18 protein-coding genes are annotated in these 22,863 nt (G+C 73.8%); 4 read left to right on the top strand and 14 right to left on the bottom strand.

Annotation, left to right across the window (positions count from 1 at the left end):
• Positions 1-10 precede the first annotated feature (10 nt).
• The 8 genes from ACWGJY_RS21115 to ACWGJY_RS21080 all read right to left on the bottom strand — a co-directional run bounded on the left by ACWGJY_RS21115 (position 11) and on the right by ACWGJY_RS21080 (position 8,389).
• On the bottom strand, positions 11-754 hold the full coding sequence (locus ACWGJY_RS21115; protein WP_453262349.1) for an ABC transporter ATP-binding protein: 744 nt from the start codon (positions 752-754) through the stop codon (positions 11-13).
• Positions 727-1,620 (bottom strand): ABC transporter permease, encoded by an 894-nt coding sequence (locus ACWGJY_RS21110; RefSeq protein WP_453262348.1) that lies wholly within the window; start codon positions 1,618-1,620, stop codon positions 727-729. The genes ACWGJY_RS21115 and ACWGJY_RS21110 overlap by 28 nt, the downstream gene beginning before the upstream one ends.
• A 498-nt stretch (positions 1,621-2,118) precedes the next feature.
• Entirely contained in the window at positions 2,119-3,078 is a 960-nt protein-coding gene (locus tag ACWGJY_RS21105) for a cation diffusion facilitator family transporter (RefSeq protein ID WP_453262347.1), read from the bottom strand.
• Between the two features lie 306 nt (positions 3,079-3,384).
• The gene (manA, locus tag ACWGJY_RS21100; RefSeq protein ID WP_453262346.1) at positions 3,385-4,605 is read right to left on the bottom strand and encodes a mannose-6-phosphate isomerase, class I; all 1,221 of its coding nucleotides are present in this window, start codon (positions 4,603-4,605) and stop codon (positions 3,385-3,387) included.
• Between the two features lie 79 nt (positions 4,606-4,684).
• Positions 4,685-5,821, bottom strand: a complete 1,137-nt coding sequence (locus ACWGJY_RS21095) for an SIS domain-containing protein (RefSeq protein ID WP_453262345.1) — start codon at positions 5,819-5,821, stop codon at positions 4,685-4,687.
• A 75-nt stretch (positions 5,822-5,896) separates the two neighbouring features.
• A complete protein-coding gene (locus ACWGJY_RS21090; protein WP_453262344.1) occupies positions 5,897-6,127 on the bottom strand; it encodes a Trm112 family protein in 231 nt (76 codons plus the stop codon).
• 190 nt (positions 6,128-6,317) lie between these two features.
• Positions 6,318-7,676: a phosphomannomutase/phosphoglucomutase gene (locus tag ACWGJY_RS21085; protein WP_453262343.1), complete on the bottom strand. Its 1,359-nt coding sequence runs from the start codon at positions 7,674-7,676 to the stop codon at positions 6,318-6,320.
• A 266-nt stretch (positions 7,677-7,942) separates the two neighbouring features.
• Positions 7,943-8,389, bottom strand: a complete 447-nt coding sequence (locus ACWGJY_RS21080) for a DUF3499 domain-containing protein (protein ID WP_453262342.1) — start codon at positions 8,387-8,389, stop codon at positions 7,943-7,945.
• Positions 8,390-8,648: 259 nt separating this feature from the next.
• Between ACWGJY_RS21080 and ACWGJY_RS21075 the strand changes: the two genes are divergently transcribed.
• Entirely contained in the window at positions 8,649-9,107 is a 459-nt protein-coding gene (locus ACWGJY_RS21075; protein ID WP_453262341.1) for a metallopeptidase family protein, read from the top strand.
• Between the two features lie 61 nt (positions 9,108-9,168).
• Here the strand turns inward: ACWGJY_RS21075 and ACWGJY_RS21070 are convergent, their stop codons facing one another.
• The 3 genes from ACWGJY_RS21070 to ACWGJY_RS21060 form a co-directional block, all read right to left on the bottom strand.
• Positions 9,169-10,770, bottom strand: coding sequence for a DUF5719 family protein (locus tag ACWGJY_RS21070; RefSeq protein WP_453262340.1), 1,602 nt, complete (start codon positions 10,768-10,770; stop codon positions 9,169-9,171).
• Positions 10,767-14,636: a glycosyltransferase gene (locus tag ACWGJY_RS21065; protein ID WP_453262339.1), complete on the bottom strand. Its 3,870-nt coding sequence runs from the start codon at positions 14,634-14,636 to the stop codon at positions 10,767-10,769. The genes ACWGJY_RS21070 and ACWGJY_RS21065 overlap by 4 nt, the downstream gene beginning before the upstream one ends.
• A 316-nt stretch (positions 14,637-14,952) precedes the next feature.
• On the bottom strand, positions 14,953-15,216 hold the full coding sequence (locus ACWGJY_RS21060; RefSeq protein WP_003983763.1) for a WhiB family transcriptional regulator: 264 nt from the start codon (positions 15,214-15,216) through the stop codon (positions 14,953-14,955).
• A 714-nt stretch (positions 15,217-15,930) separates the two neighbouring features.
• Between ACWGJY_RS21060 and ACWGJY_RS21055 the strand changes: the two genes are divergently transcribed.
• The 3 genes from ACWGJY_RS21055 to ACWGJY_RS21045 are packed head-to-tail and all read left to right on the top strand — an operon-like array spanning position 15,931 to position 18,758.
• Entirely contained in the window at positions 15,931-16,440 is a 510-nt protein-coding gene (locus ACWGJY_RS21055) for a cysteine dioxygenase (protein WP_453262338.1), read from the top strand.
• 33 nt (positions 16,441-16,473) lie between these two features.
• The gene (gene cofD, locus ACWGJY_RS21050; protein WP_453262337.1) at positions 16,474-17,430 is read left to right on the top strand and encodes a 2-phospho-L-lactate transferase; all 957 of its coding nucleotides are present in this window, start codon (positions 16,474-16,476) and stop codon (positions 17,428-17,430) included.
• On the top strand, positions 17,427-18,758 hold the full coding sequence (locus tag ACWGJY_RS21045; protein ID WP_453262336.1) for a coenzyme F420-0:L-glutamate ligase: 1,332 nt from the start codon (positions 17,427-17,429) through the stop codon (positions 18,756-18,758). Before cofD ends, ACWGJY_RS21045 begins: the two co-directional genes overlap by 4 nt.
• A 158-nt stretch (positions 18,759-18,916) precedes the next feature.
• Here the strand turns inward: ACWGJY_RS21045 and ACWGJY_RS21040 are convergent, their stop codons facing one another.
• From ACWGJY_RS21040 to ACWGJY_RS21030, 3 genes are all read right to left on the bottom strand, one after another.
• Positions 18,917-19,816 carry a DNA-3-methyladenine glycosylase family protein gene (locus tag ACWGJY_RS21040; protein WP_453262335.1) on the bottom strand — a complete coding sequence of 300 codons (900 nt, stop codon included), beginning with the start codon at positions 19,814-19,816 and terminating at the stop codon, positions 18,917-18,919.
• 205 nt (positions 19,817-20,021) lie between these two features.
• Positions 20,022-21,104, bottom strand: coding sequence for a sugar phosphate nucleotidyltransferase (locus ACWGJY_RS21035; RefSeq protein ID WP_453262334.1), 1,083 nt, complete (start codon positions 21,102-21,104; stop codon positions 20,022-20,024).
• 288 nt (positions 21,105-21,392) lie between these two features.
• Positions 21,393-22,754, bottom strand: a complete 1,362-nt coding sequence (locus ACWGJY_RS21030; protein ID WP_453262333.1) for a peptidoglycan recognition protein family protein — start codon at positions 22,752-22,754, stop codon at positions 21,393-21,395.
• Positions 22,755-22,863 lie beyond the last annotated feature (109 nt).

Raw genomic sequence — 22,863 nt, 5'->3', positions numbered from 1 at the left:
CGCGGGCCGGTCAGAAGGGGGCCTCGGTCGCCACTACGCCAAGTTCGGTCAGTAGCCCGGCGCGCAGCAGGGTGAACTCCGGCGCGCCCACGTCGCGCGGGCGCGGGAGGGCTACCGGTTGCTCATGGGCGATGACACCGTCCTGCATCACCAGGACCCGGTCGGCCAGCAGCAGCGCTTCCTCCACGTCATGCGTGACGAGCAGCACGGCGCAGCCCCTGCGCTGCCACACCTCGGCGACCTGCTGCTGAGCCTTGATCCGGGTGAGCGCGTCGAGTGCGCCGAACGGCTCATCGAGCAGCAGGAGGTCCGGTTCGCGAACCAGCGCCCGTGCCAGTGAGGCGCGTTGGGCCTCGCCCCCGGAGAGCGTCTTGGGCCAGGCATCCGCTCGGTGCTCCAGGCCGACCTCGGCCAGCGCCCGTACCGCGGTCTCCCGCGTGGGGCGGCCCGGCAGGCCCAGCACGACGTTGCGCCACACGCGTTTCCACGGCATCAGGCGGGGCGCCTGAAAGGCCACCGCCCGGCGACGAGGCACGAGCACGGTGCCGTCGATGTCCCGGTCGAGCCCGGCGAGCATCCGCAGCAGCGTGCTCTTGCCGCAGCCGCTGCGCCCCAGCAGGGCCACGAACTCGCCCGGCCGCAGCGTGAGCTCCAGCTTGTCGAGGACGGCCCGGCCGTCGAAGGACCGGGTCAGACCGGTGATCTCGACGACCGCCCGGTCGGCGGTCACTTCCCCGTGAACGTCGGTCGCCATTGCAGCAACAACCTTTCCAGCGTACGGACGACGACATCGGCGGCCAGGCCGAGGAAGGCGTAGACGATCAGGCAGACCACGATGACGTCGGTGCGGTAGTACTCGCGGGCCTGATCCATCAGGAAGCCGATGCCGTCGCCGGCGTTGATCGTCTCGCCGAAGACCAGGGCCAGCCACGCCGAGCCCAGCGCGAATCGCAGCCCGGTCAGGGCGCCGGGCAGCGCCCCGGGCAGCACGACATGGCGGATCAGGCCCCAGCGGCCCAGGCCCAGCGTGGCGCCGGCCTCGATCAGCTGCTCGTCCACGCCGCGGATCCCGGCGTAGGTGTTGAGGTAGAGCGAGAAGGCCGCGGCGAGGGCGATCAGCGCCACCTTCACCGTCTCATCGATGCCCAGCCAGACGATCAGCAGCGGGATGAGCCCGGCGAACGGCACCGCGCGCAGCATCTGCACCACAGCGTCGATCAGGTCCTCGCCGATCCGCAGCAGCCCGGACAGCAGCCCCAGCCCGACCCCGGCCACCGCGCCCAGCACCAGTCCGACGGCGACGCGTTGCACCGAGACCGCCATCGCGGACGGCAGCGTGCCGTCGGCGATCAGCCCGCCCGCGGTACGGGCGATGGTGCCGGGGGAGGCAAGGATGTCCGGCTGGAGTACGCCGGTGGCGCTGAACACCTGCCACAGGACCAGCAGCAGTACGGGCCCGGTGGCGCGTCGGAGCCAACGTGGCACGCTGCGGCGCCGGGACGACGCGGAGACGAGGGGTTCCAGGTCGACCCCCGCCGCGCCGAGTGTGACCACTCCTTCAGGAGCATGGGCCGAAATGCCGAACATGCCCGGTCCAGGGGGTGTGTCGTTGGTGCTCATGAGGGGCTCCACGTCGGGGCAGGAGGGTGCGGGCCCGCGGCGTGGCGTGCGCGGGCGGCTGTCGGCGGTGCCGACGGCGGAGTGCCTTCACGGCACCGGGCGCGAGACGGGGAGCAGGGGGAAGCTGGAAGGCGTCGGCAGTCGCGGCAGCGTGCGGAGGGGGTCACGTCTAGTGGGTCAACGTGACCGTCCATTGGGTCAACGTGACCGCCCATAGGGGACGCCTGGTAAATGCGGCATGAACACGCGGCAGAAGCTAGCAGGTGGGACCCTTGGGCGGTCAACGGCGTCTCGCCCACCGGTCCTCTCTTGCGCCCACGTCGCCACATCCGCCATCAGCGGCGTCTGGGCGCCGTGAGGCAAAGGCCCCCGCACTCGCCAGGAGACGCTGTTGGTCGTCTCGCCAGGAGTGCGGGGGCGGCTCGATCACGGGGCGGCTCGATCATTGGGCCGCTCGATCACGGGGCGGCTCAGTGCCCGCCCGGTGCGTTCGGCGGCTCAGTGCCCGCCCGGGGCCTTTGACGGGTCGGCGCCCGCGGCGGCCGTGGCCTCGTCGTAGATGTCCGGCTCCAGGTAGATGACCCGGGCGATCGGCACGGCCTCGCGGATGCGGGCCTCGGCGGCGTTGATGGCGTGGGCGATCTGGGTGGCCGTGCCGTCGTGCCGTACGGCGATCTTGGCGGCGACCAGCAGTTCCTCGGGGCCGAGGTGCAGCGTGCGCATGTGGATGACGCGGGTGACGACGTCGCCGTCGACCACCGCGGCGCGGATCGTGGCGACCTGCTCGGGACCGGCCGCCTCACCCAGCAGCAGCGACTTGGTCTCGGCGGCCAGGACCAGGGCGATCAGTACCAGCAGCGCGCCGATGCACATGGTGCCGATGCCGTCCCAGATGCCGTTGCCGGTGGCGACGGTGAGGCCGACGCCGCCCAGCGCGAGGACCAGACCGATCAGTGCGCCGAAGTCCTCCAGCAGGACGACCGGCAGCTCGGGGGCCTTGGCACGGCGGATGAACTGGGTCCAGGTCTGCTTGCCGCGCAGCTCGTTGGACTCCTTGATCGCCGTACGGAAGGAGAAGCCCTCGGCGATGACGGCGAAGACCAGGACGCCGACCGGCCAGTACCAGTTGTCCAGCGGGTGCGGCTGGTGGATCTTCTCGTAGCCCTCGTAGAGCGCGAAGACGCCGCCGATGGTGAACAGGACGATGGAGACGAGGAAGCCGTAGATGTACCGCTCGCGGCCGTAGCCGAAGGGGTGCTCGGCGGTCGCCGCGCGCTTGGCTTTCTTGCCGCCGAGCAGCAGCAGGCCCTGGTTGCCGGAGTCCGCGATCGAGTGCACGCCTTCGGCCAGCATCGACGACGAGCCGCTGAAGGCGAAGGCCACGAACTTCGCTGCGGCGATCGCCAGGTTGGCGCCCAGCGCCGCAACGATCGCCTTTGTCCCGCCTGATGCGCTCATAAGTGCCGCATGTCCCTTCCGTCGTCCGGCCTTTACCGCCGCTTTAATGCCGCGGCGGTCATTGTTGCAGCCCGGCTCCCGGCGGCCGCCAGGAGGCCACCTGGCGGACAGTTCCGGCGAGCGGCGAGCGGCGAGCGGCGAGCCGCCTGCGGCGAGCGCTTCCGGCATGCGCCCGCCGGACCGGGCACGCACCCGCCCGGCAGGCACGCCCGGCCCGTCCGCCCGCCTGCCCGTCCGCCCGTCCGCCCGCCTGCCCGTCCGTCCGGCCCTGCCTGCGATGACCGCCGCCCGCGCGGCAAGGACGTCCTAGGCCACCACCGTCGCCCGGAAGAGCGTGCCCTCCCCGGCGAGGGTGAGGTGCTCGCCGGCCCGCACGAAGGCGGACTCGCCGGGCGTCAGGGCCAGTTCGGTGTCCGCCCCGCCGCCGGGCTTGCCGGGTTCGCCGGCCCGCAGCCGGACCGTACCCGCCGTGCACAGCAGGATCTGCGGCGTACGGGAGACGAGCGGGCGCGGTGCGGCGCCGGGGGCCAGGGCGAAGCGGGAGAGCCGGAACTCGTCGACGGGTGTCTCGTAGATCTCCTCGCCGTCCACCGCCTCGGGGCGCAGCACGCCTGCGTCGCCGGCTTCAAAGCGGACCACCCGCAGCAGTTCCGGCACGTCGACGTGCTTGGGGGTCAGGCCGCAGCGCAGCACGTTGTCGGAGTTGGCCATCAGCTCGACGCCGAGACCGCTGAGGTAGGCGTGCGGGATGCCGGCGCCGAGGAACAGCGCCTCGCCGGGCTGGAGTTGGACGTGGTTGAGCAGCATCGCGGCGAGCACGCCGGGGTCGCCCGGGTAGTGGTGGGCGATGCCGGCGTACGCGGCGTAGTCGTCGGCGTACGGGCCGCCCTCGGCCGCCAGCCGGGCGGCTGCGACGGCGGCCCGCTCGACGGTCTCGGCGATCGCGTGGTGCTCGGCGCTCAGTACGGCGGTGAGCACCTCGCGCAGGGCGTCCTCCTCCGGGCCGGCGCGCAGGATGTCGACGTACGGCTTGAGGTCGTCGGTGCCCAGGCCCGCCAGGAGGTCCGCGGCCCGCGCCGGGTGCCGGAAGCCGCACAGGCCGTCGAAGGGGGTGAGCGCGACGATGAGTTCGGGCTTGTGGTTGGCGTCCTTGTAGTTGCGGTGGCCGGCGTCGGCCGGGATGCCGCGCCGCTCCTCGCCGGCGAAGCCTTCCTGGGCCTGGTCCAGATCGGGGTGGACCTGGAGGGAGAGCGGCGAGCCGGCCGCGAGCAGTTTGAGCAGGAAGGGCAGCCGGGGGCCGAAGGCGCGGACGGTGTCAGCGCCGAGTTCGGCCCCGGGGGCGGCGTCGATCACCTGGGCCAGGGAGACGGGGCCCGCGCCGCGGTCGATCCGCGAAGGGGCGCCGGGGTGGGCTCCCATCCACATCTCGGCCTGCGGTTCGCCGGTCGGTGCGGTGCCGAGGAGCTCCGGGAGGGCGGTGATGGAGCCCCAGGCGTAGGGGCGCACGGTATTGGCGAGGCGGTCCATGGTGCTGCTGCTTCCTGAGGGTCGTACGGGGCTGAGGGGTCATGCGGCCGGCCCGCGGGAACGGGCCGGCCGTCAAGGATCACTCGGTGCCGGCGAGCGCCAGGTAAACAGCGGCGAAATCCACGATGGCGAGTAGTTCCGCGGCCTTCTCCAGATCGCTGCCGTCGTCCGGCTGCAGCTCGCTGACGGCGGTGTCGCGCTCCTCGGCGAGCGCCTGGGCGGCGCGGGTGGCGGACAGCGGGCCGGGTTCCTGCTCGCGCAGCAGCACGACCCTGGCGTGCATGGCGGCGGGCTGCTCGACCCGGTCGCGGAAGAAGTCGTCGGGGTCGGCGCCGGCGGCCAGCGCACCGGCGAGCAGGGTGCGGTGGGTGGCGAGTGCCTCGGGAAGTTCGGCGGCGAGCGCGGGGCGGCCGGCGAGCCCGGCCAGCTCGGTGGCGAAGTGCCGGCCGACGGCGCCGGCGATGGTGCCTTCCGTCCAGATCAGCGGGAAGGAGTCGGCGAGCTCGGCGGCGAGTGTCTTGCCGGGGTTGGTGTACGTCGGGATGGCCGGGCCGCAGCGTTCGGCGAGCTGGTCGAGACGGTCGGCGAGCTTGCCCAGGGCGTCCGGCGGGGCGCTGAGCAGACCGATCCGGTCGGCGAGCGCGAGCAGCGGGATGAGCACCGACCAGAGGGTGCCGGGGGCGGCCGGCGGGGCGCCCTCGACGTCGAATTCGGCGTCGTAGGGGGTGGTCGCCAGCGGGACGGCGAGACCGCGGGCCTGGACGACGGCGTCGGCGAGCGGGCCGCCGGCCGGGGTGACGGCGACGACGGCGCAGCCGCGGCGGTAGGCCTGCTCGACCAGCTCGGCGAGGCCGGGGTCGGCGGCGTCCGGGCCGGGGAGCAGCAGCAGGTCCAGGGGACCGGCCCAGCCGGGCAGCGTCCAGCGCAGCGCCCCGGGCAGTGGGGCGACGCCGGTGGGCGGGATGAGGGTGACCGGGCAGTTGCCGCCGCCGAGCGCCCGCAGGAGGTCCGCGACGCCGGCCGCTACCGGGCCGGGACCGGCGACGAGCACGGCGCGCGGCCGCCCGTCGGGGGTGAGTTCGGGGATGCCGGATTCGGCGGCGCTGCGGGCGGCGGTGCGGACCCGGGCGCCGGATTCGGCGACGCCGCGCAGCAGACCGAAGCGGTCGGCGCCCGCCAGTGCGTCAGGGGTGTCGAGGAGTGACTCGTCGAGCATGGTGGGCGCGGCCTCCGATCGCCGGTACGGGCGGGGGAACGCCGGGCGGTGCCGGGCGGGCCCGGCGGCGCCCGGTCAGGCGGGGCTGGGGGTGCCGCTCCTGCCTTCGGAGCCATGGGGGCGGGCCTCGTCGACGAGGAGTACGGGGATGCCGTCCCGCACGGGGTAGGCGAGGCCGCAGTCGGCGGAGGTGCAGAGCAGCTCGGGCTCGGCAGCGGAATCCGCGGGGGCGTCGGTCCGGTCCTCCAGCGGGGCGTGGCACGCCGGGCAGGCGAGGATCTGGATCAAGCTGGCTTCGACCGGCATGGATGCTGCTCCTTCGGGGCGGTTGCGGCGTGGCCAGCGTACCGCCGGACGGGGTCCGGGGGCGTGCCCGGCGGAGATTGCGGGGGTGGTGTGCGGCGAGGGCGGGCGGCAGGGGTGTCCGTGCCGCCCGCCCTCGCCGGAGCCGGCCTTACGGCCTTCCACACAGCCCCGGCGGACGCGGGCGCCGGGCTCAGCCGCGGATGATCGCCAGTGCCTCGTCGCGGACCCGGTCGGCGGTGGCGGTGTCGCGGGCCTCGACGTTCAGCCGGAGCAGCGGCTCGGTGTTCGAGGCGCGTACGTTGAACCACCAGTCGTCGGCGGTGACGGTCAGGCCGTCCAGCGTGTCGAGGGTGACGCCCTCCCGGCCCTGGTAGGCGGCCTTGATCGCGGCGAGCCGGCCGGACTGGTCGTCGACGGTGCTGTTGATCTCGCCGGAGGCGGCGTAGCGGTCGTACTGGGCGACCAGCTGCGACAGCGGGCCCTGCTGGCCGCCGAGGGCCGCCAGGACGTGCAGGGCGGCGAGCATGCCGGTGTCGGCGTTCCAGAAGTCGCGGAAGTAGTAGTGCGCGGAGTGCTCGCCGCCGAAGATCGCGCCGGTTTTCGCCATCTCCTCCTTGATGAAGGAGTGCCCGACGCGGGTACGGACCGGCTCGCCGCCGTGCTCCTTGACGACCTCCGGCACCGACCAGGAGGTGATCAGGTTGTGGATGACCGTGCCGCCGGGGTGCTTGGCCAGTTCGCGGGCGGCGACCAAGGCGGTGATCGCGGACGGGGGGACCGGGTCGCCGTGCTCGTCGACGACGAAGCACCGGTCGGCGTCGCCGTCGAAGGCGAGCCCGAGGTCGGCGCCGGTCTCGCGGACCCTCGCCTGGAGGTCGACGATGTTCTTCGGATCGAGCGGGTTGGCCTCGTGGTGGGGGAAGGAGCCGTCCAACTCGAAGTACAGGGCGTCGAGTTCGAGCGGCAGGCCCTCGAAGACGGTCGGGACGGTGTGTCCGCCCATGCCGTTGCCCGCGTCCACCACGACCTTCAGCGGGCGGATGCCGCTCAGGTCCACCAGGCCGCGCAGGTGGGTGGCGTAGTCGCTCAGGACGTCGCGTTGCGTGACGGTGCCCGGCTCGGCGGCCGGTTCCGGGGCGCCCTCGTCCGCCCACCGCTCGACCAGGGCGCGGATATCGGCGAGACCGGTGTCCTGGCCGACCGGCGCCGCGCCCGCCCGGCACATCTTGATGCCGTTGTACTGCGCGGGGTTGTGCGAGGCGGTGAACATGGCGCCGGGCAGGCCCAGTGCGCCGCTGGCGAAGTACAGCTCGTCGGTCGAGCAGAGACCGATCTCCGTGACGTCGGCGCCGCGGGCCGCGGCACCGCGGGCGAAGGCGCCGGACAGGCCGGGCGAGGAGGGCCGCATGTCGTGCCCGGTCACGATCGCTTCCGCGGCGGTGATCTCGGCGAAGGCCGCCCCGAACAGCTCGGCCAGCGTCTCGTCCCACTGGGTGGGGACGACGCCGCGCACGTCGTACGCCTTCACGATCTGCGACAGATCAGTCACAGCCAGCCCTCCTGGAGAGTCTCTACGGACTCCCAACCTACCCGCCGGGGCGGTGGGTGGGCCGTGCCTCCCCGGCTTTGTGCAGGTGCGGCGCCGCTGTTGGCCGGGTCCGTCGTGCGGGCCGGCGGGCGCGGGAGTCGCGGGCCGTGCCGCGGTGACCGTGGGAGTCGCGACGACCGTGGGAGTCGCGACGACCGTGGGAGTCGCGATGACCTTGAGGGCCGCGATGGCCGTGGGGGCCGGAAAGCCGGAAAAGGGTGCCCGGCTCAGGAATCCGGCGAGCGCAGCACCCGCAGATGGCCTCGGCGGGCGACTTCCATGGGGTGGGTGTCGCGGTCACCGGGGTGAGAGGAGCCGCCGGCGCCGGCGGCGCGCTCCTGGGGACGGGCCGCCTCGCGTACGGCGTTCGCCAGGGCTTCGAGGTCGTCGCCGCTGGGGCGGGGCGGGCCGGAGTCGAGCGCGAGGCGGACAACTTCCCAGCCACGGGGCGCGGTCAGCCGCTCGGAGTGCTCGGCGCACAGGTCGTAGCAGTGCGGTTCCGCGTAGGTGGCGAGCGGTCCGAGCACGGCGGTCGAATCCGCATAGACGTACGTCAGCGTTGCGACGGCGGGGCGGCCGCACGCAGTGCGCGAACAGCGACGTACAGGGCTCACGACGTTGGACGGTACCGCACTCTTGAGCGGGCCGCGACGACTCTCCCCCGGCTCACCCAACCGTGTCGTCCCGCTTCGTCCGATGCGTCTGACCTGCACCCGCTCGACCTGACCTGGGCCGGGCACGCCAGGACTGACGGTGCACGGAGAAGAATCCCGTCACGACTCGATGCATTTCCTGCCAATCCGGCGTCGATCTACGATCTCATGCAGGGATGCAAACGAACTCGACCTGGACAGGTCCGGTCAGCCGACGACATGCCCCGTCTTGTCGCGCTCCCCGGTGCCGGGCGGTGCCCGACGGCTACGCTCGATGCTGATGGACAGTCCCGTACCTCCCCGACCGGCGCAGCCGCGGACCCGCCGCCGCGACCGCCACGGCCGCGGCATGCGCGGCCCGATCGCGCCGCCCCAGGTGCCGCTGTCGGTGACCCGCGCCGACGCGTTCGTGGATCTTGTCTATGACTCCCGGGACCGGCTGGAGCGGCGCTGGCCGCAGCTCTCCCAGGTCGACTTCCTGGTCCTGGAGGTGCCCGGTTTTGGGCCGGACGACGAGCCGGATGCGGCCGCCGACGAGGAGAGCGTGCCGCTGGGCCGGGTGCTGCCGGCCGCGGGCGGATATCGCGACCGGATCGTGATCTACCGCAGGCCGGTGGAGATCCGTACGAAGGGCCGTGACGAGCGGGCGCTGCTGGTCCACGAGGTGGTGGTCGAGCAGGTCGCCGAACTGCTGGGGCTGGCCCCGGAGTCGGTGGACCCGCGCTACGGCCAGGAGTGAGGCCGCCGCGCGGGTCCGTGGGTGCGGGCGCGGTCAGTTCGTGAGGACCGGCAGATCGCGGTCAGTTCGTGAGGACCGACAGATCCTGGCCGGCGGTCGGGACGAGGACCGAGCCCCGGTCGTCGGGCAGCGGCTGGACGGTGAAGGCGGGCACCCCGCCCTGGGGCCGGGCGAGCATGCGGGCCGCGTAGACGGGGCCGCTGCCGGACTCCGGCTCCACGGTCAGGGCGTAGCTCCCCTTCAGGCCCGTCGGACCGGGCGGGGCGACGTCGAGGCTGGTGCCGCCCTTGACCGTGTACGTCTTGGTGACCGGGGTCCCGCCGCCGCTGCCGGCCGACGCGGTGACCTTCACCTTGGCGTCCTTGCCCTTCTCGGGTGCGACCAGTGAGAGGGTGCTGTCCTTGCCGTGGTTGTCGACGGCGGTGGCGCGCGTGTCGACCGGCCGGGTCGCGGGGATGAACGCCATCTCCTGCTTGTCGCCCTTGCCGCGGGTCACCCGCAGCGCGGCCGCCACCGGGACCTTGGAGCCGCTGTCGGAGGGCGTGAGCACCAGTGAGCCGGCCTCGCCCTTGGTCAGGTCCTTGAGGTCCACCGCCGTGGTCATCCCGCTCTTGAGGTGCAGGGTCTCCACACCGGCCGGGGTGATCATCCCGGTCGGGGTGGCCAGTTGGACCTTCAGGTCGGCGTCGGACTCACCGGGGGCGAGGGCGACCAGCCGTACGGAGGTGGCGTCCTTGGGGATGCCGGGGAGCACCACGCTCGGCGACGGGTCGGCGGCGGCCGGCAGCCAGTCGCTGCCGAGTTTGCTGTCGGTGGCCTGGACGGCGGCGCCGACCCGGCCCTCGCGGGCGACGACGTGCAGGGACGCATTGGTGGTGGGCGTGGTGGTCAGCGTGGAGAGCAGCACGGGGACCGTGGTGTGCGGCGGGACGGAGATGTCCTCGCCCGACGAGCCCGCCAACGCCCCGTCCTTGCCGCGCAGTTCGAGGTCCACGACGGCCGGGGTGGAGTCGGGGTTGGTGAGGTGGGCGTAGTCCTGGCGGTCGGTGGCGGTACTGACGCCGGGGAACCAGAACGTGGTGTCGGGGGCGGTGCAGCTCAGGCCGAGGAGCCCGCGGCCGGAGCCGGCGGAGATCGCGGTGGTCTGCTGGACCGTCCAGCCGGGGGCGAGGCTGCCGTCCGCCGCTCCCACGAGGGCCGGCGCGTCGGGGCTGTCGGTGGTCGTGGTGACCGGCCGGCCGGCCTCCTGGAGGGGCACGACGGGCTTGGTGTCGCGGGGCGGAACGGTCTGCCCGGCGGCGGAGTCCGCACCGCTGCCCTTGCCCGCCTTGCCTCCCTTGCCCCCCTTGTCGTTCTTCTTGCCCGTGCCGTCGCCCGCGCCGCCGGCGTCCTTGACGGTCCCGGCGGGCAGCAGTTGTGCGGTGCCCTTCTTGCCGTCCGCGCCGGCCGCCGCTCCCTTGGGGGCGAAAGCGGTGTAGTCGGTCTGGCCGACCTCGGAGGAGGTCGGGGCCGGGCAGAGCAGCGTGGAGCGCTGGACGGGCAGCCGGCTGCCGCCGGGGGGTGCGTCCTGCGTGCCGCCGTTCGGACCGGTCACGACGGCGACGCCGGTGACGGCGGCCAGCGCGACGGCCACACCGGTCAGGGACATGATGGTGCGCTTCACTGCTGGTCGCTCCCGTCACGGCGCGGCTCGGGGTAGGAGCCGGAGTACCCCGGGTACTCGGTGCCGTCGTCGTAGGGCTGCTGGTGCTGCGGCCCGCCGTCGCCGTACTGCTGCTGCCCGTACCCGTACGGGTCGTAGACGCCCGCCTGGTAGGGGTCCGCGGCATACGGGTCGGCGGCTTGGTAGGGGTCGGCCGGCGGGTAGGGCTGCCCGCCGTACTGCGCGGCCTGGTAGGGGTCGGCGGGGGCGTAGGGCTGCTGCCCTGCGGGGTGGTCCGGCGGAACGGGCCCGCCCTGCTGGGCGGCCTGCCAGGCGTCGTACGACTGCTGCTGCGGCACCGCCCCGTACGGGTCGTCCCCCGGGGGCACCACGGCCTGGGGCATGCCCTCGGCGTCCTGGCCGGGGACCGCCCCGGCCATCGGGCCCGCGTCGGGGGCGGGCGGCTGTTCGCCCGCACGGGCCGCGGGGATGCCGGGACCGTCCGTCCCGTGGGTGTCGGTGGCCTCGGCCTCGGCCTGGGCCCGCAGGCGCCGCGCCCGGCGGCCGTCGCCGGTCACCGCGGCGGCCTGGGCGGTGGCGGTGTCCTCGGGCAGGTCGTCGTCGATCTCCCGGCGGCGGCCCGGCAGCGCCAGCACCACCAGGACGACGGCGAGCAGGCCCTGCGCCCAGAGCCAGAAGGTGTGCCCGACCGGGTTCTCGTGGGTGAGGTCCAGGGTGCCGCCGCCCGCGGGGAGCGCGAAGCCCTGGGCCCAGCCGTCGACGGTCATCGGTTTGAGCGGGGTGCCGTTGAGGGTGGCCTGCCAGCCCGCGTCGGCGGCGTCCGCAAGGCGCAGCACCCGGCCGTCGGCGCCGTCGGGCACCTTGGTGTGCGCCTCGACGGGGCCGGACGGTACGGCGATGGGCGCGGCGGCCTCACCGGCGCTGGTGCCGTCCTTGGCCTCGCCCGCGACGATCGAGACCCGCGAGACCCGCCGGTCGACGCGCCACAGGGCGCTGCCGTCGTCCTGGCTGAGCCGGGTCAACCCCGGCGTGGAGTCCAGTACCCGGCCCATTTCGCGCGGCGCCCCGTCCTTGACCAGGACGTAGCGGACCGCGTAGCCGCCGAGCTGGTTGGTCTGGTCGGCGCCGGAGCCGGCCACGAGGTTGGCGACGATGCCGCCGAGCCGCTTGTCCTCGCCCGCTTCGGCGGCCAGATCGGCGTCACCGAGCCGGGCGCCGGAGCCGCGGACGAGGGAGTAGTCGACATGGCCCGGCTTGCCGTCCAGGACCAGGGTGCGGGCCCGGTCGGCGGTGCCGGACTCCTCGGCGACGAACGCCGGGACCTGCTCCGGATTACGGCGCTCCAGCGGACCGGCCGCGCCGGTGATCATCCAGGCGACCGCGGCGTAGAGCGGGGCGAGCACGCAGGCCAACGCGATCAGCACGGCAACCGGCTGCTTCCAGCCGAAGCCGAGGGTGGCCATCCGGGTGCGGATGCCCTCGGCGCCGACCGCGGCGGCACACAGCAGCGCCAGGCCGTAGACGAGCATCGCGGGCCCGGTCCAGCCGGAGCCGTTGCCCAGCGCCGCGCACAGCAGTCCGGTCAGCGCCACCGCCCAGGCGGTGCGGATCGCGAGCTGCCGCGCGTCGCGCAGCGTCGCGGCGAGCGCGGCCAGGACGATGCCGAAGAGCAGTACCCCGCCGACGGCCTTGGGGCCGCCGGGGCTGAGCCCGACAAGGTCGAGCACGGAGGCGGAGCCGGCGCCGTAGTCGAGCCCGGCTTCCTGGAAGAAGCGGGCCGGCCGGGTCAGCAGCGACATCGACCAGGGGGCGAGCACGACGAGCGGTGCGAGGACCACGACCAGGAAACGCAGCCCGTGGGCGACCAGCTGGTCGCGGCTGCCACTCCGCTTCGCGCCGTCTCCGCTCGTTCCCGAGCCGCCGGATGCGAAGCCCAGGAAGCGCAGCACCAGCAGGACGATCCCGAGCAGCACCGCGATCGGCCAGACGACCGGGGTGAAGGCCATGGTGAAGGTGACCAGCAACGCATACGCCCAGGAGGCGCGCCAGCTGGGCCGCACACCGGCCGGCAGCCGCAGTCCGGCGGCGGCGACGGCGGCACGCGCCATCAGCGGCAGCAGGATGGCGAGCACCGCGGTGCCCAGCCGGCCGCCGGCCAGCGCACCGGCGGCCGCGGGCAGGAAGGCGTACGCGATGCTGCCCCAGGCCCGCAGCAGCCGGGAGGTGACCAGCGGACGGGAGGCGAAGTAGGCGGTGAGGCCGGCCAGCGGCACGGAGCAGACCAGCAGCAGGGTCACGGCGAAGCCGGTGCTGCCGAAGAAGATGCTCGACAGCAGGGCGACGATCGCGAGGTAGGGGGGCGCGGAGGCACTGCCGCCGACCCCGACCGGATGCCAGCTGTCGAGGTACGCCGACCACAGGTCGGACACGCCGCCGGGCGCGGGCAGCATCGCTCCGCCGGTCAGCGCGCCGGAGCCGAGCAGCCCGCGGCAGGCGGTCAGCGAGACCAGCAGCAGTACGAGGAAGAGCACCGGCGCGGGCTTGCGGGCGATCCGCTTGAGCCGGGCGAACTGCTCGATCTCCAGGAAGTCGGCGTCGTCGCCGCCGGGCCCGGACTCAACCGCGCCGTGCCGGCCGGCCGAGGCCACGTCGGGGGCGGCGCGCCCGGCGAGGTTGCCGGCGACCTGTTCGACGGTGGCCCGGACGGTCGCGCCGGGTGGCGGGAAGAGCGGCCGCAGTTCGCTCGTATCGACCGCGGGGCGGCCTCTCTTCTTGCGTGCGGCGAGGATCTTGCCGGGCCGCAGCAGGGTGCCGAAGAGCCCGGCGAGTTCGTCGAGCGCCTGGCCCGGGACCTTGCCGACGAGATAGGCGATGACCCGCAGGAAGGTGCCGATCAGCAGGCGCAGCAGGACGTACGGGAGGATCCGGCCGCCGGTGTTGGTGAGCAGGGCGTAGACGGCACCGGCCTTGTCGACGCGGTGCGGGTTGGCGACCGAGCGGCCGACGCAGTCGATCGGGCGGCGCTCGCGGGCGGCGGCCTCGGCGTGCCGCAGGACCGCGTCCGGTGCGACCAGGACCTGATGGCCGGCGGCCTGGGCACGCCAGCACAGATCGACGTCGTCACGCATCAGGGGCAGCCGGCGGTCGAAGCCGCCCAACTCCTCGTAGACGTCACGACGGATGAGCATGCCGGCGGTGGAAACGGACAGCACGGGACGTACCTGGTCGTGCTGCCCCTGGTCCTGTTCGCGGCGGTCCAGACCGGTCCAACGGCGACCGCTGCGGGCGATGCTGACCCCGACTTCGAGCAGCTGCCTGCGGTCGTACCAGCTGCGCAGTTTGGGTCCGACGATCACGGTGGAGGGGCTGGCGTCGGCGACCCGCAGCAGCTCGGCGAGCGCGTCCGGCTCGGGCGCGCAGTCGTCGTGCAGCAGCCACAGCCACTGGACCGGTTCGCCGTGCGGCAACTCCGGCATGTCGTACGCCTCGTCGCGCCAGGTGCGGCTGACCGGGTCCCAGCCGCTGGGGCGGCGCAGGTACGGCAGGTCGTCGGGGGTGAGTTCGGGGGCCGTACGGACGGCTTCGTCGACGGCGGTGCCGAATCCGGAGCGGCGGGCGAGGTGCAGCACCCGCTGGTCCCCGATGGCCTCGGCCAGCAGCTGGGCGGAGTTGTCCGCGCTGCCGGTGTCGGCGCCGATGGCGTTCTGCACCGGGCGCTCCTGGCCGAGCAGGCCGGTGAGCGCATCGGGCAGCCAGCGGGCACCGTCATGGGAGACGATCACGGCGGTGACGACGTGCCGCGGGAACTCTGGGGTGGCGTCTGCATATGAGGCGGCCTGGGCCGCCGACTGGCTGTGCACGGACATCGAGGTACGGGCCCTCCGGACCCGGGAGTTCGGGACCCGCGGCGAAGTCGCTCAGGGCACCCGCCCCCGGAAGACACTGCGACGGACTACGAGGCGACGCGCGCGCCCTGCCGGGCGGCGGCGCATCTCGGACGGGGCCCCACACTAATGCTTCGCGCCGGTGCCCCGACCGGGTCCGTACACAGCAGTCCGCCTCCGGCGGGCAGGTCGCTGGAGGCGGAGAGTTCGCTATAGGGGGATATGGGGAGTTGAGGTGGTACGGCGGCGTGGTCCGTGAGGCCGCCCGCCGTCGGTCCGGCCGGCTCTTGCGTCATCGTCAGACGGCGGCCTTCTTGAGCCGGCGCCGTTCGCGCTCGGACAGGCCGCCCCAAATGCCGAAGCGCTCGTCGTTGGCGAGCGCGTACTCAAGGCATTCGGACCGGACTTCGCAGGCGAGACAGACCTTCTTGGCCTCGCGGGTGGAGCCACCCTTCTCCGGGAAGAAGGACTCGGGGTCGGTCTGGGCGCACAGTGCGCGCTCCTGCCAGCCGAGCTCCTCATCCGCCTCCTCGACCAGCAATTCCTGGAACAGCTCGGTCATGTGCGCCCCTCGTCTGTCTTTACGTCCCCGTGATCAAGCCGTGATCGATTTCGGCTGAACGACACGAGTGAAATTACAAGTGTGGTGATCCGGGCCAGTCAAGCCGAGATCTGCTATTGGGCCTCTTATTCACTCGGCGGAACCAAGCGTATGCGGAAAGTGTTCAAATCAGTAAAAACCAGGACACTTCCCCGGACGCGCCACCCGGCACATCCTCGGTCGCTCACCAAGACGCGATCAGGCGGCATTCACGTTGCACCCCGCGCGCCGAAGCGGGGAGGATCACAGACGGATCACGGGACCGCAACGGCGTTTGAAGGTGCGGTTGCCGGTCGATGTCTCCGCGCCCCGGGCTGCACAAACCTTTCTCCGGGCGGAGTAACCGGATGAGGTGAAAGATTTACGGCAAACCAGTCATCCGGTTGACATCGCGCCGCGAACCCGGTCTCCTTGACCGCATGCCAGTGACTCCCGCGCCCCGACTGACCCGTGCCTACGGGTCGCTCTGCGCTGCGCAGGCTCGCTGTCGCTGTTCCAGCTGTTGAAGCCACTGAGCTCCAGCTTTTTCGCTCGCACCACCCCGCAGCGCCCCTGCTCCGCGTCGCCGCGCCCCCCACAGGGAGAGCCCGCGCCGTGCCGCAGTCCTCCCCCAGTCACCGCTGGGAGGTACGCCCCGCGTCACCCCAGCACTTCCGCCGAGGAACCCGAAACCCCATGAACAGCGACGTCCAGATCGCCGGCGACCCGCTCGCCATCCCCCACCTGCTGCCGCCCGTTCCCGCCCACCCGGCCACCGTCGCCGGCTTCGCGGGACTGGCCCGCTCGATCGCCGCCGACCGCGCCGCCTGGGCCCGGCTCGTCCGCTACGACAGCACGTCCCGCTGGTACCACCGGCTGCGCACCGGGCCGGGCTACGAGGTGTGGCTGCTGAGCTGGGTGCCCGGCCAGGGCAGCGGGCGGCACGACCACGGGGCGTCCTGCGGGGTGCTGACCGTCCTGGAGGGCGAGTTGACCGAGCGCACCGGGACCGGGCTCCGGACGCTCGCGGCCGGCACCCAGCGGGTGTTCGCCCCCGGCTATGTCCACGAGGTCGTCAATGACGCGCTGACGCCCGCGGTCAGCCTGCACGTCTACTTCCCGGGGCTGACCGATATGCCGATGCACCCCGGCCGGGCCGCGGTCTCCGGTGGCACGGCCGCCCCCTTCGAGGTACTGGCCCCCTGACACCCGGCCGTCCGCCCCTGCCATGCTGGGGCCATGCGAATCGTGGTTCTGGCCGGCGGTATCGGCGGCGCCCGCTTTCTGCGGGGACTGAAGGCAGCGGCTCCGGACGCGGACCTCACCGTCATCGGCAACACCGGTGACGACATCCATCTCTTCGGGCTCAAGGTGTGCCCCGACCTCGACACCGTGATGTACACGCTCGGCGGCGGCATCAACGAGGAGCAGGGCTGGGGCCGCACCGGCGAAACCTTCAAGGTGAAGGAGGAGTTGGCCGCCTACGGCGTCGGGCCCGAGTGGTTCGGGCTCGGTGACCGGGACTTCGCCACCCATATCGTGCGGACCCAGATGCTGGGCGCCGGATACCCGCTCAGCGCCGTCACCGAGGCGCTCTGCGCGCGCTGGAAGCCCGGCGTACGGCTGCTGCCGATGTCCGACGACCGGGTCGAGACCCATGTCGCGATCGACGAAGACGGCGAGCGCAAGGCGGTCCATTTCCAGGAGTACTGGGTGCGGCTGCGCGCCTCGGTGCCGGCGCATGCGGTGGTGCCGGTCGGGGCGGATCAGGCCAAGCCCGCACCGGGCGTACTGGAGGCCATCGCCGAGGCGGATGTGGTGCTCTTCCCGCCGTCCAACCCGGTGGTCAGCATCGGGACGATCCTGGCGGTGCCGGGCATCCGGGAGGCCATCGCGGAGGCCGGGGTGCCGGTGATCGGCCTCTCCCCGATCGTCGGCGACGCCCCCGTGCGCGGGATGGCCGACAAGGTGCTGGCGGCGGTGGGGGTCGAGGCGACCGCCGCGGCCGTCGCGCGCCACTACGGCTCAGGGCTGCTGGACGGCTGGCTGGTCGACTCCGTCGACGCGGACGCCGTGGCCGAGGTCGAGGCGGCCGGGATCCGCTGCCGCGCCGTGCCGCTGATGATGACGGACCTGGACGCCACGACCGCGATGGTGCGCGAGGCGCTGGCCATGGCCGAGGAGGTCCGGGCGTGAACGGCGCCGCCGAGGTGCCCGCCTATCGGGTGTGGGCGCTGCCGGGGGTGCCGGAGGTGCGGCCCGGCGACGACCTCGTCAAGCTGATCGGCGCGGCGGCGGCCTGTGAGGGACTGCCCCCGCTCGCCGACGGCGACGTGCTGTTGGTGACCTCAAAGATCGTCAGCAAGGCCGAGGGCCGGGTGGTCGAGGCCACCGACCGCGAGGCGGCGATCGACCGGGAGACGGTGCGGGTGGTGGCCCGGCGCGGCGCCCTGCGGATCGTGCAGAACCGGCAGGGCCTGGTGATGGCCGCGGCGGGCGTCGACGCCTCCAACACCCCTTCGGGCACGGTGCTGTTGCTGCCGGAGGATCCGGACGCCTCGGCACGTGCCCTGCGGGCGGGCCTGCGCACCACGCTCGGCGTGGACGTCGGCGTCGTCATCAGCGACACCTTCGGGCGGCCGTGGCGCAACGGCCTCACCGATGTCGCCATCGGGGCGGCCGGGGTGCGGGTGCTGGACGATCTGCGCGGCGGCACGGACACGTACGGCAATCCGCTCAGCGCGACGGTGGTGGCCACCGCCGACGAACTGGCCGCCGCGGGCGACCTGGTGAAGGGCAAGGCCGCCGGGCTGCCGGTCGCGGTGGTGCGCGGCCTGCCCCATGTCGTCGAGGAGACGGGCGACGGGGCCGGGGCACGCGCCATGGTGCGCAGCACCGAGGACGACATGTTCCGGCTGGGCACCTCGGAGGCCGTACGGGAAGCGGTGACGGCGCGGCGTACGGTGCGCGCCTTCACCGACCAGCCGGTCGATCCGGGCGCGGTCCGGCGCGCGGTGGCGGCGGCGCTCACGGCTCCGGCGCCGCATCACACCACGCCCTGGCGGTTCGTCCTCCTGGAGTCACCGCAGATACGGGAGCGGCTGCTGGACGCGATGCGGGAGGCATGGATCGCGGATCTGCGCGGTGACGGCACGCCGGAGGAGTCCATCGCCAAACGGGTGCGGCGTGGCGATGTGCTGCGGTCCGCGCCGTATCTGGCGGTGCCGTGCATGGTGACGGACGGCTCGCACCCCTACCCCGACGCGCGGCGGAGCGCGGCCGAGCGCGAGATGTTCGTCGTGGCGCACGGCGCGGGGATCCAGAACTTCCTGGTCGCGCTGGCGGGCGAACGTCTCGGCTCCGCCTGGATCTCCTCGACGATGTTCTGCCGGGACGTGGTCCGCGAGGTGCTGGGGCTGCCCGGGGAGTGGGAGCCGATGGGGGCGGTGGCCGTCGGGCATCCGGCGGCGGCACCGGCGCCACGCCCGGGGCGGACCGCCGACGACTTCGTCATCGTGCGCTGAACTCGCCGTCGTGCGTGCCGAGTTCGTCCTCGTGCGCGCCGGATGCGTGATGGTGCGTGCCGGGCTCGCCCTCGTGCGCCGAGTCCGCCCTTGTGTGCCGAGTCCGCCCTCGTGTGCTGAGTTCGTCCTCGTGCCCGGCCTGGGGCGTCGTCCCGGGGTCAGAGACGGGCGATGTCCCCCACGGGGAACCGCGGGGCGCGGCGGGGCGGGACGCGGCCGGAGAGCAGGATCAGCCGGGCCGCGCGGTGCCGCTGGCCCTCGTAGGGGGCGAGGAGCGCGAGCATCTCCTCGTCGGTGGTGCCGCGGCGGCCGGTGAGGGCATAGCCGACGATCTTCGGCAGATGCAGATCGCCGACCGTGATCGCGTCCGGGGCGCCGAGGGTGCGCTGGAGGGTCTCGGCGGCCGTCCAGGGGCCGATGCCGGGAAGGGCCGTCAGCCGCCGGGTGGCGTCCGCAAGATCCATCCCCGCGGCTTCCTCCATCCTGCGGGCGGCCCGCACCGCGCGCAGGATCGTGGCCGACCGCTTGGCGTCGACGCCCGCGCGGTGCCACTCCCAGGAGGGGATCAGCGCCCAGCCGCGCGGGTCCGGCATCACCCGCATCCGCTCCCAGGGGCCGGGGGCCCGCTCGCCGTGCCGCTGCAGCAGCAGCCGCCAGGCGCGGTAGGCCTCGTCGCTGGTGACCTTCTGCTCCAGGACCGAGGGGATCAACGACTCCAGGACCAGGCCGGTCCTCGCCAGCCGCACGCCGGGGTGGCGGCGGCACGCCTCGTGGACGATGCGGTGCCGGGCGGTCAGCTGCGCCGGGTCGTCGGACTCCCCCAGCAGCCGGGGCAGCTGCTCCAGCAGCCAGTCGGCGCCCGGTCCCCAGGCCTCGGCCTCGACGGTGCCGGGGCGGGCCGCGACCCGCAGCGTGCCGGGGCCCTCGGGCGTACGGCAGGCCCGCCACAGCTCGCCGCCGTGCACCGCGAACGCGGGGTCGCCGGGGCCGCGCTGCAGCACATCCAGCGTGCGGTGCAGATCGAACGGGCCGGGCGGACGCCAGGTACGGGCGGGCATGCGGCCAGGTTAGGCGATGCGGACGGGGCGGCGCCGGGCCTGTGGACAAGGGCGGGGCGAGGCCGGGGCGGGGGCCGGGCCCGGGGTCGGCGGGCAAGGGCGGGGCGGTGACGGTGTCGGGGCCGGGGCCGGGGCCGGGGCCGGGGCCAGTGTCGGTGCCAGTGCCGGTGGAAAAGGGCGGATCCCCGCCCCGGGGACCGGCCTGCTACCGGTCGGAGGAGAAGCGCACCGAGGAGGCCGGGATGTCGGCGTCGCACCAGATGCGGATGCCGCGGCTCAGCTCGTTGTCGGCGCCGATCCGCGCGCCGTCGCCGATGACCGCACCGTCCAGGACCGTACGGGCCCCGATGTGCGCCCCGGCGCCGATCAGCGAGTCACGGATCCGGGCGCCCTCCTCGATGACCGCGCCTTCGAGGACGGTGCTGCCGTCGATCCGGGCGCCGGAGCCGATGACGGTGCGCGGGCCGGCGACGGTGCCGCCGGTGAGCTTGGCGTCGGGGGCGACCTCGGCGGTCTCCAGGACCAGGCGGTCCCCGCAGCGGCCGGGCACCGCCGGGGACGGGGCGCGGCCCAGGACCAGGTCGGCGGAGCCGCGGACGAAGGCCTGCGGGGTGCCCAGGTCGAGCCAGTACGTGGAGTCGACCATCCCCTGGAGGTGGGCGCCCTCGGCGAGCAGCCCGGGGAAGGTCTCGCGTTCGACGGAGACCGGCCGGCCGGCCGGGATGGTGTCGATGACCGACCGGTTGAAGACGTACGCACCGGCGTTGATCTGGTCGGTGACGATCTCCTCGGGGGTCTGCGGCTTCTCCAGGAAGGCGGTGACCCGGCCGGTGTCGTCGGTGGGGACCAGGCCGAAGGCGCGCGGGTCCTCGACCCGGGTGAGGTGCAGGGAGACATCGGCGCCGGAGGTGCGGTGGGTGCCGACGAGGGCCGCGATGTCGAGACCGGTGAGGATGTCGCCGTTGAAGATCAGTACCGGGTCGTCGGGGGCGGAGTGCAGCCGCGAGGCGACATTGCGGATGGCGCCGCCGGTGCCCAGCGGCTCGTGCTCGGTGACGTACTCCAGGTGCAGGCCCAGCGCCGATCCGTCGCCGAAGTACGGCTCGAAGACCTCGGCGAGGTAGGAGGTGGCGAGGACGATGTGCTCCACTCCCGCGGCGCGGGCGCGGGCCAGCTGATGGGTGAGGAACGGCACACCGGCCGCCGGGACCATGGGCTTGGGCGTGTGCACCGTCAGCGGGCGCAGCCTGGTGCCCTTGCCGCCGACCAGGAGGATCGCTTCAGTCACCTTGTCTTCTCTGCTTCCTGCTGGGGTCGGCCGATCGGCGGACCAGTGTAGGCAGACGGGCATCCGGGCGCCCCCGGCGGTGGGGGTACCCCTGTGGCGCGCGGGCCACGGGGCGGCGCGGGGCCGGAAACGCGAGCATTGCGGTCGCTAAGACGTGTCAATGGCAGGAACGGTTCAGTGGTCCCTGCAACATGCGCCGCGCCGGACGCCCGCAAACCCGCAAACCGCCCCCGTCGCCCTGGAGCGGGTCAGCGGCCCTGCAAACCGCCCCCGGCGCCCCGGAGCGGGTCAGCGGCCCTGCAGGCCGGCCGCGGCGCGCCGGGTGGCGGCGAGCTTGTTGTAGAGGTGGAGGCCGGGACAGTCGGTGGTGAAGCCGTCCCGGTGGCCGGAGATGACGTGCAGCGACACCTTGGCGCCCTTGGGGAAGCGGTTGCCGCCGCCGGACAGCAGCTGTGTCGTGGTGCGCGGATCGACGCCGTGGAGGCCGAGCTTCCAGGCCGTCAGGCGGGCCAGGGCGTCGACGGCGGGCCGCGGCGGCTCGTCGTCGGTGAAGGTGCCGAGGACGGCGATGCCGGTGCTGTCGGTGTTGAAGCCGAGGGTGTGGGCGCCCATGACGGGCTTGGCGACGCCGCCCGCCCGGCCCTCGTAGACCGTTCCGCACTTGTCGATGAGGAAGTTGTAGCCGATGTCCCGCCAGTGGTTGCTCTTGACGTGGAAGCGGTACATGGCGCGGATCAGTGACGGGGCCTGTTCGCAGCTGTAGTTGTTGCCGGAGCCGCTGTGGTGGACGAAGGCGGCGCGGACGGTGTGGGTGTAGGTGAAGGCCTTTTCGCGCAGCTTCTCGTCGGCACCCCAGCCGGCCCGGGTGACGATGCGCGGGCGCGGTCCGACGAAGGTGCGGGCCGGGGGCGGCCCGCCGGCCGCGGCGATGTCGCCCTGGGAGGCGGCCTGGTCGAGGGCCGGGATCTCGGTGGCGCCGAGCGGGGCGAGCCCGGCGTTGGCGGCGGACGCGGCGGCCTCGGCGCCGAGCGGGGCCGGGGGGTCGGCGTGCGCGGCACGGACGGCGCGCGGCTGCCTGCCGGGGTCGACGAGTTCCAGCCGCAGCCCGGCCGGGACGGTGGCCGCGGCGCGGTCGCGGGTCTCGGGGGTGATCCGCAGTTGGACGGCGTCGGAGTCGCCGACCCACAACGGCGCGGTGCTGCCGCGTACGCCGCTGCCGTGCATCTCGGCGGAGCCGAGGTCGGGGGCGTCGTCGTTGTGGACCTGGACGTCCTGCCAGCCGGACCAGCCGCCGCCGGTGGCGCGGGTGCGGACCTGGACCCGGCCCCGCAGCTCGGCGGCGTCGTCGTCCCAGACGACCCCGAGGAGGGAGAACGGCCGTACGGCGCGGGCCGGCAGCCCGAGCGTCCCGGGGGCGGGCGCCGTGGTGGTGTCCCGGTCGGCGGTGCCGCCGTCGGTGGTGTGCGGGCCGGGCGCGCCGGGCGAGGGCACCGGCAGGGACTGGGTGCTGCCCGGCAGATCGCCGGTGCTCGTGGCGCGCGGCGCGGGGGCCGGGGCGGGGGCGGTGCTCGCACCGGCCGGCGGTGCGAGAGGCAGGGCGAGGGCGGCGGTGCACACGGCGCCGACACAGGTCACGAGGAAGGGGCGCATGGACCAAATCCTGGACACGGCCGGACCGAACGCGCCAACGGTGATCTGACGGGGCATCGGCCGATCCGGTGGCCGGGAACGACCCTGCCCGAGCCGCCGCCGGCCGCCG

It is taken from the genome of Streptomyces sp. NPDC054765 (assembly GCF_053612065.1).
Note: the sequence above shows the minus strand (reverse complement) of the source record. Positions and strands in the feature narration are given on the sequence as shown.

Coding starts and splice junctions, on each gene's coding strand:
- cofD (WP_453262337.1), top strand. CDS start 16,474: ATGCGAATCGTGGTTCTGGCCGGCGGTATCGGCGGCGCCCGCTTTCTG.
- ACWGJY_RS21110 (WP_453262348.1), bottom strand. CDS start 1,620: ATGAGCACCAACGACACACCCCCTGGACCGGGCATGTTCGGCATTTCG.
- ACWGJY_RS21115 (WP_453262349.1), bottom strand. CDS start 754: ATGGCGACCGACGTTCACGGGGAAGTGACCGCCGACCGGGCGGTCGTC.
- ACWGJY_RS21105 (WP_453262347.1), bottom strand. CDS start 3,078: ATGAGCGCATCAGGCGGGACAAAGGCGATCGTTGCGGCGCTGGGCGCC.
- ACWGJY_RS21065 (WP_453262339.1), bottom strand. CDS start 14,636: ATGTCCGTGCACAGCCAGTCGGCGGCCCAGGCCGCCTCATATGCAGAC.
- ACWGJY_RS21095 (WP_453262345.1), bottom strand. CDS start 5,821: ATGCTCGACGAGTCACTCCTCGACACCCCTGACGCACTGGCGGGCGCC.
- ACWGJY_RS21030 (WP_453262333.1), bottom strand. CDS start 22,754: ATGCGCCCCTTCCTCGTGACCTGTGTCGGCGCCGTGTGCACCGCCGCC.
- ACWGJY_RS21055 (WP_453262338.1), top strand. CDS start 15,931: ATGAACAGCGACGTCCAGATCGCCGGCGACCCGCTCGCCATCCCCCAC.
- ACWGJY_RS21060 (WP_003983763.1), bottom strand. CDS start 15,216: ATGACCGAGCTGTTCCAGGAATTGCTGGTCGAGGAGGCGGATGAGGAG.
- ACWGJY_RS21040 (WP_453262335.1), bottom strand. CDS start 19,816: ATGCCCGCCCGTACCTGGCGTCCGCCCGGCCCGTTCGATCTGCACCGC.
- manA (WP_453262346.1), bottom strand. CDS start 4,605: ATGGACCGCCTCGCCAATACCGTGCGCCCCTACGCCTGGGGCTCCATC.
- ACWGJY_RS21090 (WP_453262344.1), bottom strand. CDS start 6,127: ATGCCGGTCGAAGCCAGCTTGATCCAGATCCTCGCCTGCCCGGCGTGC.
- ACWGJY_RS21075 (WP_453262341.1), top strand. CDS start 8,649: ATGGACAGTCCCGTACCTCCCCGACCGGCGCAGCCGCGGACCCGCCGC.